The 17,562-nt window shown below is 63.2% G+C and carries 14 protein-coding genes and 1 pseudogene; 7 read left to right on the forward strand and 8 right to left on the reverse strand.

Going from position 1 to position 17,562, the window contains the following annotated elements:
• Positions 1 to 57 precede the first annotated feature (57 nt).
• Complete coding sequence (icd, locus tag BG842_RS03430) at positions 58 to 1,323, forward strand: isocitrate dehydrogenase (NADP(+)) (RefSeq protein ID WP_069449684.1); 1,266 nt, start codon at positions 58 to 60, stop codon at positions 1,321 to 1,323.
• A 242-nt stretch (positions 1,324 to 1,565) separates the two neighbouring features.
• Here icd and BG842_RS03435 read toward each other — a convergent pair whose 3' ends face one another.
• The 5 genes from BG842_RS03435 to BG842_RS03460 form a co-directional block, all read right to left on the reverse strand.
• Positions 1,566 to 2,024 (reverse strand): hypothetical protein, encoded by a 459-nt coding sequence (locus BG842_RS03435; RefSeq protein WP_069449685.1) that lies wholly within the window; start codon positions 2,022 to 2,024, stop codon positions 1,566 to 1,568.
• A gap of 638 nt (positions 2,025 to 2,662) precedes the next feature.
• Complete coding sequence (locus tag BG842_RS03445; RefSeq protein WP_069449687.1) at positions 2,663 to 2,923, reverse strand: lipoyl domain-containing protein; 261 nt, start codon at positions 2,921 to 2,923, stop codon at positions 2,663 to 2,665.
• Entirely contained in the window at positions 2,916 to 3,929 is a 1,014-nt protein-coding gene (locus tag BG842_RS03450) for an alpha-ketoacid dehydrogenase subunit beta (RefSeq protein WP_069449688.1), read from the reverse strand. The genes BG842_RS03445 and BG842_RS03450 overlap by 8 nt, the downstream gene beginning before the upstream one ends.
• Complete coding sequence (locus BG842_RS03455) at positions 3,929 to 4,924, reverse strand: thiamine pyrophosphate-dependent dehydrogenase E1 component subunit alpha (RefSeq protein WP_069449689.1); 996 nt, start codon at positions 4,922 to 4,924, stop codon at positions 3,929 to 3,931. Before BG842_RS03455 ends, BG842_RS03450 begins: the two co-directional genes overlap by 1 nt.
• 96 nt (positions 4,925 to 5,020) lie before the next feature.
• Positions 5,021 to 5,356, reverse strand: a complete 336-nt coding sequence (locus BG842_RS03460) for a cupin domain-containing protein (protein ID WP_007983617.1) — start codon at positions 5,354 to 5,356, stop codon at positions 5,021 to 5,023.
• 191 nt (positions 5,357 to 5,547) lie between these two features.
• Between BG842_RS03460 and tgtA the strand changes: the two genes are divergently transcribed.
• The 3 genes from tgtA to BG842_RS03475 all read left to right on the forward strand — a co-directional run bounded on the left by tgtA (position 5,548) and on the right by BG842_RS03475 (position 10,011).
• A complete protein-coding gene (tgtA, locus tag BG842_RS03465; protein WP_069449690.1) occupies positions 5,548 to 7,020 on the forward strand; it encodes a tRNA guanosine(15) transglycosylase TgtA in 1,473 nt (490 codons plus the stop codon).
• Between the two features lie 351 nt (positions 7,021 to 7,371).
• Entirely contained in the window at positions 7,372 to 9,123 is a 1,752-nt protein-coding gene (gene arcS, locus BG842_RS03470; protein ID WP_069449691.1) for an archaeosine synthase subunit alpha, read from the forward strand.
• Between the two features lie 84 nt (positions 9,124 to 9,207).
• The gene (locus tag BG842_RS03475; protein WP_069449692.1) at positions 9,208 to 10,011 is read left to right on the forward strand and encodes a GNAT family N-acetyltransferase; all 804 of its coding nucleotides are present in this window, start codon (positions 9,208 to 9,210) and stop codon (positions 10,009 to 10,011) included.
• A gap of 62 nt (positions 10,012 to 10,073) precedes the next feature.
• Here BG842_RS03475 and BG842_RS29530 read toward each other — a convergent pair whose 3' ends face one another.
• From BG842_RS29530 to BG842_RS03485, 3 genes are all read right to left on the reverse strand, one after another.
• Positions 10,074 to 10,217 carry a hypothetical protein gene (locus BG842_RS29530; protein WP_175424070.1) on the reverse strand — a complete coding sequence of 48 codons (144 nt, stop codon included), beginning with the start codon at positions 10,215 to 10,217 and terminating at the stop codon, positions 10,074 to 10,076.
• 172 nt (positions 10,218 to 10,389) lie between these two features.
• The gene (locus BG842_RS03480) at positions 10,390 to 11,460 is read right to left on the reverse strand and encodes an archaeosine biosynthesis radical SAM protein RaSEA (protein WP_069449693.1); all 1,071 of its coding nucleotides are present in this window, start codon (positions 11,458 to 11,460) and stop codon (positions 10,390 to 10,392) included.
• A 15-nt stretch (positions 11,461 to 11,475) separates the two neighbouring features.
• Complete coding sequence (locus tag BG842_RS03485; RefSeq protein WP_069449694.1) at positions 11,476 to 11,904, reverse strand: VanZ family protein; 429 nt, start codon at positions 11,902 to 11,904, stop codon at positions 11,476 to 11,478.
• A gap of 418 nt (positions 11,905 to 12,322) precedes the next feature.
• Between BG842_RS03485 and BG842_RS03490 the strand changes: the two genes are divergently transcribed.
• The 3 genes and pseudogenes from BG842_RS03490 to BG842_RS03500 form a co-directional block, all read left to right on the forward strand.
• Positions 12,323 to 14,767, forward strand: coding sequence for a PQQ-binding-like beta-propeller repeat protein (locus BG842_RS03490; protein WP_069449695.1), 2,445 nt, complete (start codon positions 12,323 to 12,325; stop codon positions 14,765 to 14,767).
• A gap of 113 nt (positions 14,768 to 14,880) precedes the next feature.
• Positions 14,881 to 16,818 (forward strand): aldehyde ferredoxin oxidoreductase family protein, encoded by a 1,938-nt coding sequence (locus tag BG842_RS03495; protein WP_069449696.1) that lies wholly within the window; start codon positions 14,881 to 14,883, stop codon positions 16,816 to 16,818.
• 253 nt (positions 16,819 to 17,071) lie between these two features.
• A pseudogene (locus tag BG842_RS03500) lies at positions 17,072 to 17,562 on the forward strand (PLP-dependent transferase); the annotation flags it as partial.

The raw sequence follows: 17,562 nt of genomic DNA on the forward strand, positions 1-17,562 counted from the left end.
CCATACGGGGCCAAACGGCAGGCCTTTTATCCTCGTCGTTCGGATGTTCACACGTTCATGAGCTACGAGTACGACAAAGTAGAGGTACCGGAGGACGGGGGCCAGATAACGTACGACGAGGAGACAGGCGAACTCGACGTGCCGGAAAACCCCATCATTCCGATCATCCACGGGGACGGAATCGGGACGGACGTCGGCCCGGCCGCACAGAAAGTGCTCGACGCCGCCGCGAAAGCGACCGGCCGCGAAATCAACTGGATGCGCGTCTACGCCGGTGCGAGCGCCCGCGAGAAGTACGACGAGAACCTCCCGGACGACACCGTCGAAGCCATCAAGGAGTTCAACATCGCCATCAAGGGACCGCTCACGACCCCCGTCGGCGCTGGCTTCCGCAGCCTGAACGTCGCGCTCCGCAAGACGCTCGACCTGTACGCGAACGTCCGCCCGACCTACCACCTCGACGGCGTTCCGTCGCCCGTCAAACACCCCGAGGCGATGGACATGGTCTTCTTCCGTGAGAACACGGAGGACGTTTACGCCGGTATCGAGTGGGAAGCCGGAACCGAAGAGGTCGAGGAAGTCAAAGCGTTCGTCGAGGACGAGATGGGCGAGGACGGCGTCATCCACGACGGTCCCGTCGGCATCGGCATCAAACCCATCACGGAGTACGGAACGAAGCGCCTCGTCCGCGAGGCCATCGAGTACGCCCTCGAAAACGACCGAGATTCCGTCACGCTCGTCCACAAGGGCAACATCATGAAGTTCACCGAAGGCGCGTTCCGCGACTGGGGCTACGAACTCGCGAAGGACGAGTTCGGCGACGTCACCATCACGGAGGACGAGCTTTGGGACGAGTACGACGGCGAACAGCCCGACGACAAACTCGTCGTCAAGGACCGCATCGCGGACAACATGCTCCAGCAGCTTCTGACCCGCACGGACCAGTACGACGTCATCGCCACGATGAACCTGAACGGCGACTACATGTCCGACGCCGCTGGCGCTCAAATCGGCGGCCTCGGCATCGCACCCGGTGCGAACTTCGGCGACCACCGCTGTCTCGCCGAACCGGTCCACGGCTCCGCGCCGAAGTACGCCGGTGAGGACAAAGTGAACCCGACCGCGATGATCCTCTCGGGTCGTCTCATGCTCGAATACATGGGCTGGAAGGACGCCGGTCAACTCGTCCGCGACGCCGTCGAAGAGACCATCTCCTCCGGTAAGGTCACCTACGACCTCGAACGCCAGATCGAAGGCGGCGAGAAACTCGCCACGAGCGAGTACGCCGACGCCATCGTCGAGAACATCGAAAAGTTGTCATAGACCACTTTTCGTGCGCCCAGAAATCTCCGATTTCTGGGAACGTCGAAAAACTTTCTATGAAAGTTTTTCTGAGCCCCGAAAATCTCTGATTTTCGGAAACATCCACGACTCGCTTACGCGGGGTCATGGATCAGCCGAGGTTCGTTCGGCGACATCGAAAAGTTGTCGTAGAGTATCCAAGTCGTCGTTTTCTACTATTTCGGCTCACTGAATTCGGTCGCTACGACGACACAGTTAGCTCGCTACTCGCTCTCGTTCGTCGTTTGGACTCCCTCGCACGGGAGCGTGCCGGTCGTCTGCCAGATATCGACGAACGGATTTCCGTTCTTGACACCGACCGATAGCAGGAATCCGTAACACGTCGTGTTCGGTTGGTCGAAGTCGAACTGCTCCCAATCGGATTTTGGCTGGTCTTCGACGCGAACGTGGAGCGCGTACCCGTCCGGTTCCGTCGGATACCCCTCGAAACGGGTGAATCCCGGACCGGAATCGTCGGCGGGGGGAACCTCCTTCGAGTCCCAGTAGACGGGATTTCCGTCGTCGAGAAAGAGGGCGTGGAGAGTGTGGGGTCGGCTGTCGTGATTGACGGCCTCCAGTTTGCCGAGAAGCGGCGTCGGCGACTGCCCGCCGAGCGCTGAGCAGCCAGCGAGTCCGGCGGTGAACACCGCCCCACCGAGTGTGAGCAGTCTCCGACGTATCATCCGGGGTATATATTAGCGAAATCAGAAAGGAGATAAAATATTTCTGATTTAAATACCGTGGTAAAAGACGACCGGGAGCGTCCTCCGACCAACAATCGACAAAATCCACTACTGCTCCGTCGTTATCCCGTCGCACTCGTGTTCGTTGTTCGTCTCCCAGATGGTCACGTCGCCGAGAGACGTCCCGTTCGGGTCGCCGATTCCGATAACGAGGCCAACACAGGAGGCGGTCCGCTCGCCGAAATCGAGTCGTTCCCACCCGGATTTCGTCTGGCTATCGGTACGAACGTGGAGGACGGAATCGCCGGGTTCGGTCGGATAGTCCTCAAAGCGAGCGAATCCCGGACTCGTCTCGTCGCCGGGGGGTACTCTTTTCGAGGCCCAGTAGTCGGGGAATCATCGGTAATGAAGAGAACGTGAACGGTGTGAGTACGACGGTCGTAATTCGTCACCGCGAGTCGCCCAAGTCGAAGCGTCGGTGACGGCTGCTGGTCGAACGCGGCACAACCCGCGAGTCCGGCGGTGAACACCACACCACCGATTTGGAGGGCTCTCCGCCGCGTTAGTGAGGGCATATCACATCGAAAGCAAATCGTCGATAAAGCCTTTCTGGAGAACGCGATGAAATCGGCGACGCGTTACGCGGGCCGAATCCGCGCCAGCGCGTCGCCGCGTTCGAACTCCTCGTTTTCGTCCACCGGTCGTTCGACCAGTTCGCCCGTCGCGGGGGCGGGCACGTCCACGCTCACCTTCTCGATTTGAATCTCGGCGATGGTGTCACCCTCCTCGACGTCGCTTCCCTCGCGGACGAACCAGTTGGCGACGATTGCCTCCTCGACGTCCCGTGCGTCCTCGGGCCAGACCGCGGCCGAATCGACGGGAACGAGGTCCTCACTCATCGTTGACGGAGCGGACGGCCTTGATGATGTCGTCGGTCCCGGGGTTGACCTCCTGTTCCAGCGGACGGGCGTACGGAATCGGCGTGTCCGGCATGGTCACGCGTTCGACCGCGGTGAGGTCGGAGAGACCGTTCTCCGCCGCCCGTGCGATGATTTCACCCGAAACGCCGAACGAACGGTAATCCTCGTCCACCACGACGAGTCGGCCGGTCTTCGACACCGACTCGACTATCGTCTCGGTGTCGAGCGGCACCAACGAGCGGAGATCCACGACCTCCACGTCCACCTCGTCCGCGAGGTCCTCGGCGGCTTCGATGGCGCGGTGAACGTGCAGACCGAGCGTGACGACAGTCACGTCGTCACCCTCTCGCTTCACGTCCGCCTCGCCGAGCTCGACCGTGTAGTCCTCGTCGGGAACGGCGGTTTTCGGTCCCTCGGGGGCGGGCATCCAGCCGATTCCCATCAGGCGCTTGTGGAACATGAAGACGACCGGGTCGTCGTCGCGGATGGCGGCGTGCATCAGCCCCTTGGCGTCGTAGGCCGTGGACGGGACGACCACCTTCATGCCCGGCAGATGGGCGAACGTCCCGTAGAGCGTCTGGGAGTGCTGGGCGGCGTCGTTGTACGTGCCGCCGACGGCCGTCATCAACACCATCGGGACGCTGACGCTTCCGCCGCTCATGTAGGTGTTTTTCGCCATCTGGTTGTATATCTGGTCCATGGCGACGCCGAAGAAATCCACGAACATCAGTTCGGCAATCGGGCGCATCCCGGACTGGGCCGCGCCGACCGCCGCACCGAGGAAGGCGGTTTCGCTGATGGGCACGTCCATGATTCGGTCGTGGTCGAACTCGTCGAGGAGTCCCTGCGTGCTGTCGAAGATGCCGCCGTAGTCGGCGATGTCCTCGCCCATGACGAACACGTCGTCGCTCTCGCGCATCTCGTGTGCGATGGCGTCCACCATGGCGCGACTCATCGTCAGTTCCTTGCCGTCCGACGCCGCCATCACTCACCACCTCGCAGGGTTTCCGCGTAGCCGTCCGGCGGATTCGTGAACACGTCCTCGTAGGCCTCCTCGGGGTCCGGTTCGGGTTGCTCTTTGGCCCACTCGATGGCGTCCTCGACGCGCTCTTTCGCACGCGAACGAATCTCCTCGATGGTCCCCTCGTCCGCGCCCGTCGCGCGAAGGTCGGCCTCGAGTCGGTCGATGGAATCGAGGTGCTGTGCCCGTTCGGTGTCCGCGTCCGGGCGGTAGGCCTCGGCGTCGCCCATGAAGTGTCCCATTCGGCGGTGGACCTGCACTTCCAACAGGGTCGGTCCGTTGCCGTCGCGGGCGCGGCCGACCGCTTCGCCCGCCGCCTCGTAGACGGCCGTCGCGTCGTCGTAGTCCACGCGGTGGCCCGGCATGTCGAACCCGTCCGCGCGCTGGGCACCGTTTTCAACGTCCGTCACCCGCCCTTTGGGCATGCTGATGGCCCAGTCGTTGTCCTCGACGACGAAGATGACCGGCAAGTCGTGGACGCTGGCGAGGTTCAGCGATTCGAGGAAACCGCCTTGGTCGATGGCCCCTTCCCCGAGGAACGCGACGGCCACGCTGTCCTCGTTTCGCTTCTTCGACGCGAGCGCGGCACCGACCGCGGGCGGACAGCCCTCGGCGATGATGCCGCTCGCCGAAAAGTTCACGTCGGGGTCGAACAGATGCATGTGCCCGCCCTTCCCCTTACAAAGGCCCGTCTCCCGCCCGAAGATTTCGGCGGTCATCCGCTTCAAGTCCACACCCTTGGCGATGGCGACGTGATGCGGACGGTGCGGTCCCGTCACCGTATCATCGTCGCGGAGGTGCTGGCAGACGCCAGCGCCCGATGCCTCGTGCCCCGCGGCGAGGTGCAACTCGCCCGGTATCGGCCCGGCGGAGATGTCGAACGCCGGTTGTTTCCCCTCCAGATACTCCTCCTGTAATCGCTCCTCGTAGTGACGCGCCGTCACCATGTTTTCCAGCATCTCCTCCAATTCGGTAACTCCTATCATGGCACACTACCGCAGGTGCCTACAACCATCACGATAATAAGTTTCAGTTACGCTGCGGTGCGAACCGTCTCACTTCCACGGCACGTCGAGTCGCGGCGGACTGAACACGTCGATGCCCCGAACCGGAACGTCGGTCCTGTTCTCCGCCGCGTGCGGTTCGTCGCCCGGAATCGCGTAGGAGTCTCCCTCCTCGATGACGAACTCCTCGCCGTCGACGATGAACGTCAGCGCGCTCCCGTAGATGAATCCGGTCTGCTCGTGTTCGTGGCTGTGCTCCGGCACGGTCGCGCCGGGTTCGATGTGAAAGTGCTGGATACTCATCCGTTCTCCGGCGGCCAGTTGCGCGAGGTACACGCCGTCGGTCACTTCCGTCGCTTCGCGGTCCGATAAGGCAATCGAGTCCATGCGACGTACTCGCATTCGACCCTCCTAAAACCCCGGGCGAGGGTTTAAATACGAGACGGCGGCCAACGGCGGTACGATGGCGCTCCAACCCGATTCGTCGCTGGCCGACCGCTCAAACCGAGACCGTTTCCGTCGCATCCGAGAATCCGAGAGCGGAATTCTTACACCGACACCGCGGCTACGCGGCGGTAATGGAACGAGACAACTTCGAAATCCGCGACCAAGACGGGGCGGGGCGAATCGGGGAACTCACCGTCCCGCGCGCGGGTGTGACGGTCGAGACGCCCGCGCTCCTGCCGGTCGTCAACCCGCACATGCAGACGGTCGAGCCGTCCCGCCTCGAAAGCGAGTTCGGCGCGGACATCCTCATCACCAACTCCTACATCCTCTACAAGAGCGAGGACTTCCGCGACGAAGCGCTCGACGTCGGCCTGCACGAACTCCTCGACTTCGACGGGGCCATCATGACCGACTCCGGGTCGTTTCAACTGGCCGAGTACGGCGAAATCACCGTGACGACCGAGGAAATCCTCCGGTTCCAACACGACATCGGGTCGGACATCGGGACGCCCGTTGACATCCCGACGCCGCCGGACGTGGACCGCGAGCAGGCCGAAGAGGAACTGGCGACGACGCAGGAACGCCTCGAATTCGCCGAAACCGTCGACGTCGGCGACATGCTCGTCAACGCGCCGGTGCAGGGGTCGACGTATCCCGACCTCCGCGAGGAGGCGGGCCGCCACGCGGAAGACACGTCGCTCGACGTGTTCCCCGTCGGCGCGGTCGTCCCGCTGATGAACGAATACCGGTACGGCGACATGGTGGACGTCGTAGCGGGTGCGAAACGCGGACTGGGCGCGGACGCGCCGGTGCACCTGTTCGGCGCGGGCCACCCGATGATGTTCGCGCTGGCGGTCGCCATGGGCTGTGACCTGTTCGACTCGGCGGCGTACGCGCTGTACGCCCGCGACGGTCGCTACCTGACGGTTCGCGGCACGGAGCAGTTGGAGGACCTCGATTACTTCCCTTGCTCGTGTCCAATCTGTGCGAACCACACGCCCGAGGAAATCCGCGAGGAGGGCGAGCGGGAGCGGGAGCGACTGCTGGCGGAGCACAACCTCCACGTCACGTTCGAGGAGATACGAACCATCAAGCAGGCGATTCGGACGGGCAACCTGTTCGAACTGGTCGAGAACCGCGCCCGCGCCCATCCCGCGATGCTCGACGGCTATCGCGCGCTCGGCGACCACGCCGCACAGCTCGAACGCACCGACCCGGCCTCGAAGGGCGCGTTCTTCTACCTCTCGGGCGAGAGCGCCGCACGTCCCGAGGTCGTCCGCCACCACCAGCGACTCTCGCGGTTGAATCCCGAAGGAAGAGTCCTCCTGACGGAGGGGAACCCGAGCAGTCGCTACGACGAGTCGTGGAACGTCGTGCCGCCGTTCGGTCCGTTCCCGCGCGCGCTCTCGGAGACGTATCCGCTCACGGCCGAAATCCCGGACCGAATGGACGCCGCGGGATACGAATCGGCGGCCCACGGCGTGGCGCGGTTGGTCGACGAGAACCCGGAAACCGACTTCACGCTCGCACACGAGGGGTGGCCCGAATCGGCGCTCACGCTCGTTCCCGACGCGGTTCGAACCGTGGACCTCACGACCGTCTGAGGGTGGGCGGCGCCGGTGTCGTTCCACGACGGTATATATTCCATTAATTCGAAAGCGAAAAGATTGGGGGAGACCACGTCGTTTCTTCGACGTGCCGGGACGGTGTGTTCCGGCATTGGACGAATCTATCGGCTGTGCCACGGACTCGCTGTGGAGGGCGTGTGCGGTTCACCGTGGCACCGTGTCGGCCCATCCGAGTCGATAACGGCGTCAACTCACCCGGACTTGACGGCCGCACGACTCTTCTCTTGGATGACTGCTGTCCGGTCCCCGTCGCCGGTCGAACCGCGGACGACGCGGCACTCACGGTGTTACGCAAGATAGTTCAATCCGCTTCCCCCAGTGACGGGTATGACTGACTATTTCGAGATTCACGGCCGCGATGGGGCGGCCCGAATCGGGGAACTCCGGCTTTCGGAGTCCCTGACGACGCCCGCGCTGGCGGACGACGTGATTTCGGATGCCGGGAGTCTCTGGTTCAAGGACCGCGACCTGCCGGAGGGCGACGAGTCGAAACTGACCGTCCTGCCCCACCGGTCGTTCCCGAGCGGGACCGACGAGGAAGTGATGGAGTCGTTCGCGGTGGACTACCCGGACGTGGACTATCCGAGCGCCGCCGTCGTCGCGCCGGAGACGGCGGACGACTACGGAGCGGACGCCTACGTCCTCTCTGGTGCGCGCGGCGTCGTGGGGCACGGGGCCGGGTTCAAGGACGCCATCATCGACACCCGCGAAGCGATTCCCGCCGACAGCGCGCTCGTGCTGTCGGGGGTCGCCACGCCGGAGAACGTCGCCACGCTGGTGTACGCCGGGGTGGACCTCGTGGACTCGGATTTGGCAGTCGTCAAAGGAACCCAAGGGAAGTACCTGACGACGGAAGGGCAACACTACTTGGACGACCTCCACGAACTGCCGTGTTCCTGCCCGGCCTGCCAGCGTCCCGTTGACGAGTTCACGCGCGAACACTGCGTCGAACACAACGTCAACGCGCTCCGGGCCGAGTTGGGCATCGTCCGCGAGCGAATCCGCTCGGGGCGACTCCGCGATTACATCGAGGGACAGGCCCGCCACGAGCAGTGGCTAACGGCCGCCTTCCGGGAGTTCGACCAGCAGTGGAGTTACGTCGAGGAGCGAACGCCCGTCATCCGGAACGCGGAACTCGCCGCCGCGACCGAAGACAGCCTTCGCCGCGTGGAGATTCAGCGCTTCGCCGACCGCGTGACGACGCGCTATCGGAATCGATTCGACCGCCCGCTGGTACTCATGCCGTGTTCGGCGAAAAAGCCCTACAGCGAATCCCAGAGTCACGGCCAGTACCACGACGCCATCCAGTTCCGTGCGCACAAGGTCTCGATGACGAGTCCCATCGGCGTCGTCCCGCAGGAACTCGAACTGACCTATCCCGCACAGCACTACGATTCCGTGGTTACCGGCCGCTGGAGCGGGGACGAAAAGGAGTTCGTCGCGGAGGTCCTCCAGCGCTATCTGGAGCGAAACGAATACCCGAGAATCATTGCCCACGTGCCCGAGGAGGGGTACCGAGACGTGTGCGAGCGAGTCAAGGAGGCGCTCGACGTGGAGTTCGAGTACACCGTCGAGGACCACCCGACGACGACGGAATCGCTCGGCAATCTCGCCAGCACGCTCACGGGCGAGTCGAAGTACGGCAAGCGCGACCGCCAGCACAACACCGTCCGGGCGATGGCGGACTACCAGTTCGGCGACGGTGCCGGCGACGCGCTCTTTTCCGAACTCAACATCCAGAGTCGCTATCCGAAACTCAGAGTGCACGACGACGACGGCAAACAACTCGCGGCGATGGTTCCCCAGTACGGCACCCTCTCGTTCACGCTCGCGGGTGCCCGCCGATGGGTCGAGAGCGACGCGCCGGTAAAGCAGGTCGAAATCGACGCGTTCGCGCCTCACGGGAGCGTCCTCGCGCCCGGCGTGGTGGACGCCGACGACGACATCCGCCCCGGCGACGAGGTGGTCATCGAAGGCCCGAAGGCGTTCGCCATCGGCCGCGCCGAGATGAGCGGCCCGGAGATGGCCGAATCCACCCGCGGCATCGCCACTGAAGTGCGGCACGTCGAAGAAAAATAGATTTATTCGTTCGCGAGTTTATAATCCGAGGTGCGCTTTTTTAGGCGATAAATAATAAATCCCCTCGGAGTGGTACCCACACCTATGGGAGCACCCGCTGACCTCGAGTTCGAGGACACGATTCAGCAACGCATCTACCACCACGTCGAGCGGAGCGGTTCGGCCACCGTCGAAGAGGTCCGTGACGAGGTTCGCATCGACTCCCGGTCCGGGTCGAAACCGGCCCGGTCGGGAACGACGGAACCGCGGGTTCGGATTCCACCGGAGGAGTTCCACGAGACCGTGGCCGACCTCGTGGACGCCGGTCTCCTCGTCCGGGACGAGGGCGAACTCCACCTCGCGCTGGACGATGCGGTCGAGTCGTACGAGGAAGAGGACCTCTCGTACCGCATCCGGCAGGCGCGGCAGTCCGACTGGAGCGGCATCGAGACGGCGATTCGGGAGGTCGCCGACGAGGGGGCGTCGATTTCCGCCCAGCGCGTCGCCGCCGACATCAGCGACGAGGGAGCGCTCTTGCGCCGCAACGACCGCCGCTCGCGGATGTTCTACGTCGCCACCATTGAGGGCGGCGAAAACGACGGCGAGGTCGCCGGATGGGTCCACCTCGACGCGCCGGAACTCGACCAACTGCGCCATACCGCCGAGTTGACCGTCGGCGTGCGCGGTCCCTTCCGCGAACACGGCATCGGCGGACGGCTACTGGAACGCGCGATGGACTGGGCGCGCGACGCGGGCTACACGAAGGCCTATCAGAGCCTTCCAGCAACGAACGAGACCGCAATCGAGCTGCTACAGGAGTACGGGTGGGAAACCGAGGCCACCCGCGCGGACCACTATCTCGTCGGCGACGAGTTCGTCGACGAGGTGATGATGGCGCGGAAGCTCTGAACTAATCGTTTCGAAAAAAGGCCTCGTCTCGTCCCGTCGGGACTCGACGCGCCCGGTTACTGCTACTTCCGTCGCTGGCGTGCGAGGAGTCGCCACGCGACGGACACCAGCAGTCCCGCCACGAAGAGCAGGACCAGCGGCCAGAGGATGACCGGTCCGGCGTACATTAGCGCCGTACCTCTGTCGGTGAGTCCGTGGCGATCCACTGTGCCGTCCGCTCCGGATGCCGGATCTCTATCCAGCCGTTCGAACAGAACACCGTTTCGTACGTCCCACCTGTGTTCGTCATTCCTTCGGGCCGCTGCCCTCCCCCCGAGAGACGACTCGGGTGGTACGTACTTTGTTATCCACGCCGTAGCCCCGATAAGGTCGGCCTGACTACCGCGCCAGCGGGAGGCTATAGCTCGTTTCGCGCTCCATGACGGTCTCCCACGTGTGCTCACACTCACAGGAGACCTCCGAGAAGACGGAGGGGTCCTGGCGAAGGTCGAAGTCCTTGATCGCCTTCTGTACGAGGTCGTCGCACTCGCCGCAGTTGTGCGCGCCGCGGTCGCTGCCGTGGCCAACGGGGTCGGAGACGACGATGGCAGGGACGTCCGCCGTGTCTTCCAGAACGTCACAGACGCTCCAGAGCCACGGCGGACGGTAGCCGTCGCGGAAGTACAACTCGTCAACCATGGTGTAGCGCTGGACGTTGGTCGGGTTCATCGAGACGGTGTGGGCGTACTCGGCGCACTTTCGGATGGACTCCTTCATGTCCTGTACCGCCTCGGCTTCGGAGAGGAACGGCGGTTTCATCAGCAGATACGCCTTGATGCCAGCGCCGACGGATTCGGCGTTCTCGCTGGCCTGAATGAAGTCGTCGAAGTCGAAGTACTTGTTCACGCTGTCGTGGCGCACGCGGTCGTTCGCCGTCTCCAGCCCGATGGCAACGTCGGTTTCGAGGCCGACGTCGCGGAAGTCGCGCAGTTTCTCGGGGGTGACGAAATCCGGCAGGCTCTCGACGACGATGCGGTCGCGGTCGGAAAACGTCTCGGCGATGGCCTCACGCGTCTCCGCGCCGACCTCGCGCTCGTCCAAGAACGACCCCGAGGTGTAGATTTTGATGAGACCGCTCTTCTCGTCGGCTCCCTCGCGTTCGTGGTCCAGACAGACCTCGATTTGGTCCATCAGGGCGTCGTGGGGGACGCTTCCACCTTCGACGGATTCGGCGACGTAGCCGCACATCGTACAGCCACCGGCGCGCGCCCAGCGACAGCCGCCGGTGTTGAGGATGATGGTGAGACTCTGGTAGACGCCATCGGGCGTGTTGTCCTCGTCCAGCCACACCCGCGTCGGTTCGTGCGGGTCGTAGTGTTTCTCCTTCCGGGCGCGAATATCGCGCATCACGGAGTTGTGGGCGTCCATACCCTTGCCCCGCTCGTAGCTCTCGGGAGTCGGCGTACTCATTGTCGGAGAGAACGGTTACGAGCGTAAATCGGCTTCGTCTCGGCGTGCGACGAGCCACCACCCGACCGCGCCAATTACCGCCCCGACCGTATCCGCGCCGACGTCCATGGCCGACGTGTGGCGGAGAGGCACCGCCAGTTGTGCGAACTCCATGGCGATGCCGAAACCGACCGCACCGACGACCGCGAGGAGAACCGCGCGTCCGTACCGGTCGGAACGGCCGTCGAGGTGATTTCTCACCCCCACGGCGGCGGCGATGGAGACGGCGAGGACGGCGTATCCCGCCGCGTGAAACCACTTGTCCCGACCGAAGAGGGAGAGCGGACCCAACCGCTCGACGCCGACGTCGGGCGACGCGAACACGGAGAAATAACAGATGACGGCCGCCACGAGGACGGTGACGAGCCAGCGTCGCGTGGGCGTTCGGGCGCGAGACGAAGACATTGGCCGACGATTGGGGACAACCGGGCTAAAACGCGGTGATTTAGACCCGGCGTACGCCGGGAGTTCGGACCGGTCCAACGGCGACTACGGGTTCGTCTACTCCTTCGACCGCGAGTAGCCGTATTCCGCGTCCGAACACATATTTTATCAGATAGTTATCTGGTTACTATTGGTTCCGAAAATTTGTCAGATATCTCGGATTGGTGTTTGATCGTGAGAGGTTTCGGTGAAAAATACAGTTTGTGCGAACGAAGCACTGTATTTCTTCGTCGGGAGGTTGTTCTAGTGTCGAGACATTATATCAGTCGATAGGGAGAACCCATTCTGTCTGGAATTCCACAGGTGAAACGACGTGAAACGGACAAAAAACGATTAGCGACCTGATAGCAAATACGTCTCTCTCGAATGAATAATCCGCATGTCAAAGGATACACGTCGCACGTTCCTGAAGACGGTCGGCCTCGCGGCCGGTGTCGCCGGTGTTGCGGGAGCAACGGCCACAGACACGCCCGGTACGATGACGAAGCAATCCTCTCAAGCCGCGGATACCGAGACCAACGCTTCGACGGAGTTGCATTCGTCGGACTGGGCGACGTTCCAGTTCGATGCCCGGAACACGGGGTACAATCCCGATGCACGTGAAGTGGGGGAGACGCCGTGGATCGAGTGGAGCGAATCCCTGTCCGACGAACTCGCAAGCGAGATTTCGACCCCTACCATCGTCGATGGCGTCGCTTATTTGGCGTCAGAGTACGGACGGGCCGCCACCTTCGATTTGGAGGAGCGGGAGTTTCTGTGGCAAAACGAGTACACGGACCGGTCTACCCACACGGACGAAGCACCGACCGTCGCCGACGGAACGATGTATATCAGCTACGGATGGCAGGTGTTCGCGCTCGACACCGAAACCGGCGAGTTGGTGTGGACATTCGAGAATCCCGAGACCGGTTCGCCCGCGAACGGCTGTGATGCGCCGAAACTCGGTGCGTCCTCGACGACCGTAAGCGACGGTACCGCTTTCCTGAAGATGCGGATCGAAACGCAAGCCTATGGGTTCGCCCTCTCAGCTGACACCGGAGAACTCCAGTGGAGCGTCGAGATGTCCGGCGGAGACGTCGAGTACGCCGCCAACTACGGCGGGCAGATGGACACCGCGGACCACGTTCCTGCAGTCGGCGACGGCGTCGTCTATTTCACCGAGGGTGGCACCGTCTACGCGTTCGATGTGGTAGATGGGACGCTGCTGTGGAACGCACCGGTGCATGTCGGTTCCGACGTGTACGGCCCGGAACCGAACGCACCAGCGGTCATCGATGGCACCGTCTACGTCACGATGAACTACCGTGATGACAGCGGTGGCAATCCCGACCGACGGACGTTCGTGACAGCCCTCTCCGCCGACGATGGGAGGACACAATGGCAACACGAACTGGCGGGCGATATTCATCTCACCTCACCGGTGGTCGCCGACGAGACCGTCTATGTGGGCGAGACTCAAGCAGTCTGGGCGCTCGCTGCAGACGACGGAAGCGTCCGCTGGAAGGGGAGCGAAACCGACGAGTTCCGGTACACCACCGTCGCCGAACTATCGGTCAGCGGGTCCACCGTCTACTATCCGCGCGAAGTCGATGACGAGGACTCACAGGAAATCGCCGCGTTCGACACCGGTGATGGCTCTCTGAAGTGGCAGGTTCCGCTCCGCGCGTCCGTGAACGCACCGACGGGGTGTGCGCTCGTCGGGGAGACCGTCTACGTCGTGGACGATATCGGTGTCCTGTACGCTATCAGCGGACCGACGGAGACCACCAACTGGCGACGAACCCTCGACTTCGGAAGCAGCGAGTCGTTCAGAACGGCCAGCGCCGACGACACGTCCGTTTACGCCGCCACGAACAGCACGCTCCGAGCGTTCGACCGAGAGAAGGGAACCGAGCGATGGAGTATTTCGCTGGGTGAGAACGAGAACGACACGTTCCGACACGTCTGGACGACCGTAGCGGACGGGACGATTTACTGTTCGCTCGGCGGGGACGGCGGCAGTAGCTACAACTTCGTCTACGCCATCGACCGCGCGACGGGGACGACGCGGTGGCACGAGAAGGCCCCGGAGGGAACCGGAAGGCCAGTCGTCGTGGATGGCGTCGTCTACGTCGGCACCGAGAGTTCCCTTTACGGCAGTGCGTACGTGACCGCATACTACGCGGACGACGGGTCGATACGTTGGAGTAGCGAATTCGATTCGGACGACCCCTCGATATCGGTCGAAATGACCGGTCCCGTCGCCGTACAGGACGAGACGGTGTACGCCGCCACCACCGAAGGGACGTACGCACTCGATGCAACGGACGGCAGCGAAAAGTGGACCGACGACCGGGACGCGGAGGCGGTAGCCGCTAACGACGAAACCGTATTCATCGTCGGTGGCGGTTCCGTTAGGGATAGGAACGTCGTCGCACTCGACCCGGCGGACGGAACCGAGAACTGGTCCTCCAATCACGACGGGGAGACCTTGACGCTCGCCGACGATACGCTGTACGTCGTCTCGGGGGGTCCCAGCGACGCGCAGAAACTGTTCGCGCTGGACACCGCCGATGGAAGCGAACGCTGGACGTTCGATACGAAGTATACCTACCCGACGTATGGCTACGACTACCAAGCCACGCTAACGGAACCAACCGTCGAAGACGGGACGGTCTACATCGCAAGCGACGACCGTCGGGTGTATGCCCTCGATGCGGATGATGGCGACACTCTCCAGCGGTTCGAACTGTTCGGAGACGCACGCGACACACCCGCTCTCCACGACGATACAGTTTACACCGTCGACGAAAATCGAGTGTATTCGTTCGGCATCGAAGAGTAGCCACCTATCCAAACGCCCCGCCCGCCCCCAACCTTCGACGTAACCAGTTTCGGTTACTCTAGACTGACAACGACTAACATGATAGCACCCCTATATAATCACTAGACGTTACCATGACCGAACTAGGCGGATTCCAAGACCACGTTGCCCGCGTGGACCTTTCGGACGGGTCGGTGGACTACGAGAGCGTCGACGACGAGGACGCGAAGAAGTACATCGGCGCGCGTGGATTAGGTGTAAAGTACGTGTTCGACCAAGGCCCGGACGTGGACCCGCTCGGTCCGGACAACCTCCTGGCGTTCATGAACGGCCCGCTCACGGGGACACAAGTCGTGATGAGCGGTCGCATCGCGGTGTGTACGAAGTCGCCGCTGACCAACACCGTCACGGACTCGCACCACGGCGGCTGGTCGGGCGCGCGACTGAAGTGGTCCGGATTCGACGGCCTGCTGTTCGAAGGCCAGTCCGAGGACCCGGTGTACGCGGTCGTCGAGGACGGCGAAGTCGAGCTTCGTGACGCCTCCCACCTCTGGGGCAAGACCGTCCACGAGACGCGCGACACCTTGGAAGAGGAGGTCGAAGGGTCGTACGGCAAGAACCTCTCGATGATGGCCATCGGACCGGGCGGCGAGAACACCGTTCGGTACGCCTGCATCATGAACGAGGACGACCGCGCGTCCGGCCGCGGCGGGACGGGCGCTGTCATGGGTTCGAAGGGTCTCAAGGCAATCGTCATCAAATCCACGACGAAGATGCCGAAACCGGCGGACCAAGAGACGTTCCAGAAGGGCCACCAGCAGGCCATGCAGGTCATTCAGGAGTCCGACGTGACCGCCCCGAACGAGGGCGGCCTGTCGCTGTACGGGACGAACGTCCTGATGAACCTCACCGAGGAGATGGACGGCCTGCCGACCCGGAACGGGAAGTTCACCAGCACGCACAGCGAGGGCGAGGAGAACCCCGAGGGACGACAGATAGACTCCGAGAACGTCTCCGGCGAGAACGTCCGCGAGAACATCCTCGTGGACGAACCCACCTGCCACTCCTGCCCGGTCGCCTGCAAGAAGGAAGTCGAAGTGCAGGTCCACCACAAGGGCGAGGACATGAACGTTCGGATGGAGTCCTACGAGTACGAATCCGCGTGGGCGCTCGGTCCGAACTCGATGAACGACGACCGCGACAAAATCGCGGCGATGATAGACCGCTGTAACGCGATGGGCATCGACACCATCGACGCTGGCAACACCATGGCGATGGCGATGGAGGCCACCGAGGAGGGCTATCTGGACGAAGGCCTCGACTGGGGCGACGCCGACACCATGATAGACATGATAGAGCGCATCGCCCAGCGCGAGGAGGGCGACGACCTCGCGGACCTGCTCGCCAAGGGTGCGGGCCGCGCAGCGTCCGAACTCGGTGACCCAGAGATGTCGCTCGACGTGAAGGGCCAGACGATGGCGGCCTACGACCCGCGGAGCATGAAGGGAATGGCCATCGGCTACGCGACGAGCAACCGCGGTGCCTGCCACCTGCGCGGCTACACGCCCGCCGCGGAAATCCTCGGCATCCCGGAGAAGGCCGAGCCGACCGAGTGGAAGGGCAAGGGCGAACTCTGCGCCACCTTCCAGGACCTCCACGCCATCAGCGACTCCTTCGACATCTGCAAGTTCAACGCCTTCGCGGAAGGTATCGAGGAGTACGTCCTCCAGTACAACGGCATGACCGGCCTCGACGTGACCGAGGACGACCTGCTGGAAGCCGGTGAGCGCGTCTACAACCTCGAACGCTACTACAACAACCTCGTCGGCTTCGACGGCGACGACGACTCGCTCCCGGCCCGGTTCGTGAAGGGCCACCCGGACGCCATCCCCGGCAAGGGTGGCTCCGAGGGCTCGCTCGCCGAACTGGACGAGATGAAAGAGGAGTACTACGAGGTGCGCGGCTGGGAGGACGGCGTGGTCCCCGACGAGAAACTCGAAGAACTCGACATCGACGTCGGCCCCGGAACCGGCGTCAGTCGCGGCGGCGCGGCCGCTTCGGGCGACGACTAAGGTCCACTTTTCATTTTCGTCGGCGGGGGTTCCGGGAACGGACCGGACGCTCTCTTTCTCCACCTCGACCACCGCGCGCGAGAAAATTCGGGGCGAAACCCCGACGATTCGGCCTGAGTTTAGCCGAAACACGTCGGCAATATTTCACCACTATGTTTCACGATAATTCACAGGGAACGGCGATTCTCGCGGCGCATGGCAACATCTACCGCATCGAAAGCTACTAAGTCTGGTCGTCGAACGTGACGGTGGCATGACTGACCGGTCTTCCGACTCTCCGAAATTCGAAACGATGGCGGTGACGCACGCCGAACAACCGCCCCACCACGAGCGGGCAGGCGACGTGACGATGCCCATCCACCTCGCATCGACCTACGAAGCTGGCGGCATCGACCCGGACGTCGGGCTGGAGGATTTGGACCCCGACGAGAACCAGTATCTCTACTCGCGGCTCGCCAACCCGACCCGCCACGCGCTGGAACAGCGCATCGCGGCGCTCGAAGGCGGCGACTACGGCATGGCCTTCGCCTCCGGCACGTCCGCCATCGTCGCCACGATTACGGCGTCCGTCACCCCGGCGACCACGTCGTCGCGTTCGACGACCTCTACGGCGGAACGAAGACGATGCTCAAGGACCTGTTCCGAGAGCGCCTCGACGTTGCCGTCGACTTCGTGGACGCCCGCGACACCGACGCCGTGTCCGACGCCGTGCGCGACGAAACCGCACTCATATGGATGGAGACG

The sequence above is a fragment of the Haladaptatus sp. W1 genome (assembly GCF_001723155.1).
Taxonomy (GTDB): Archaea; Halobacteriota; Halobacteria; order Halobacteriales; family Haladaptataceae; genus Haladaptatus; species Haladaptatus paucihalophilus.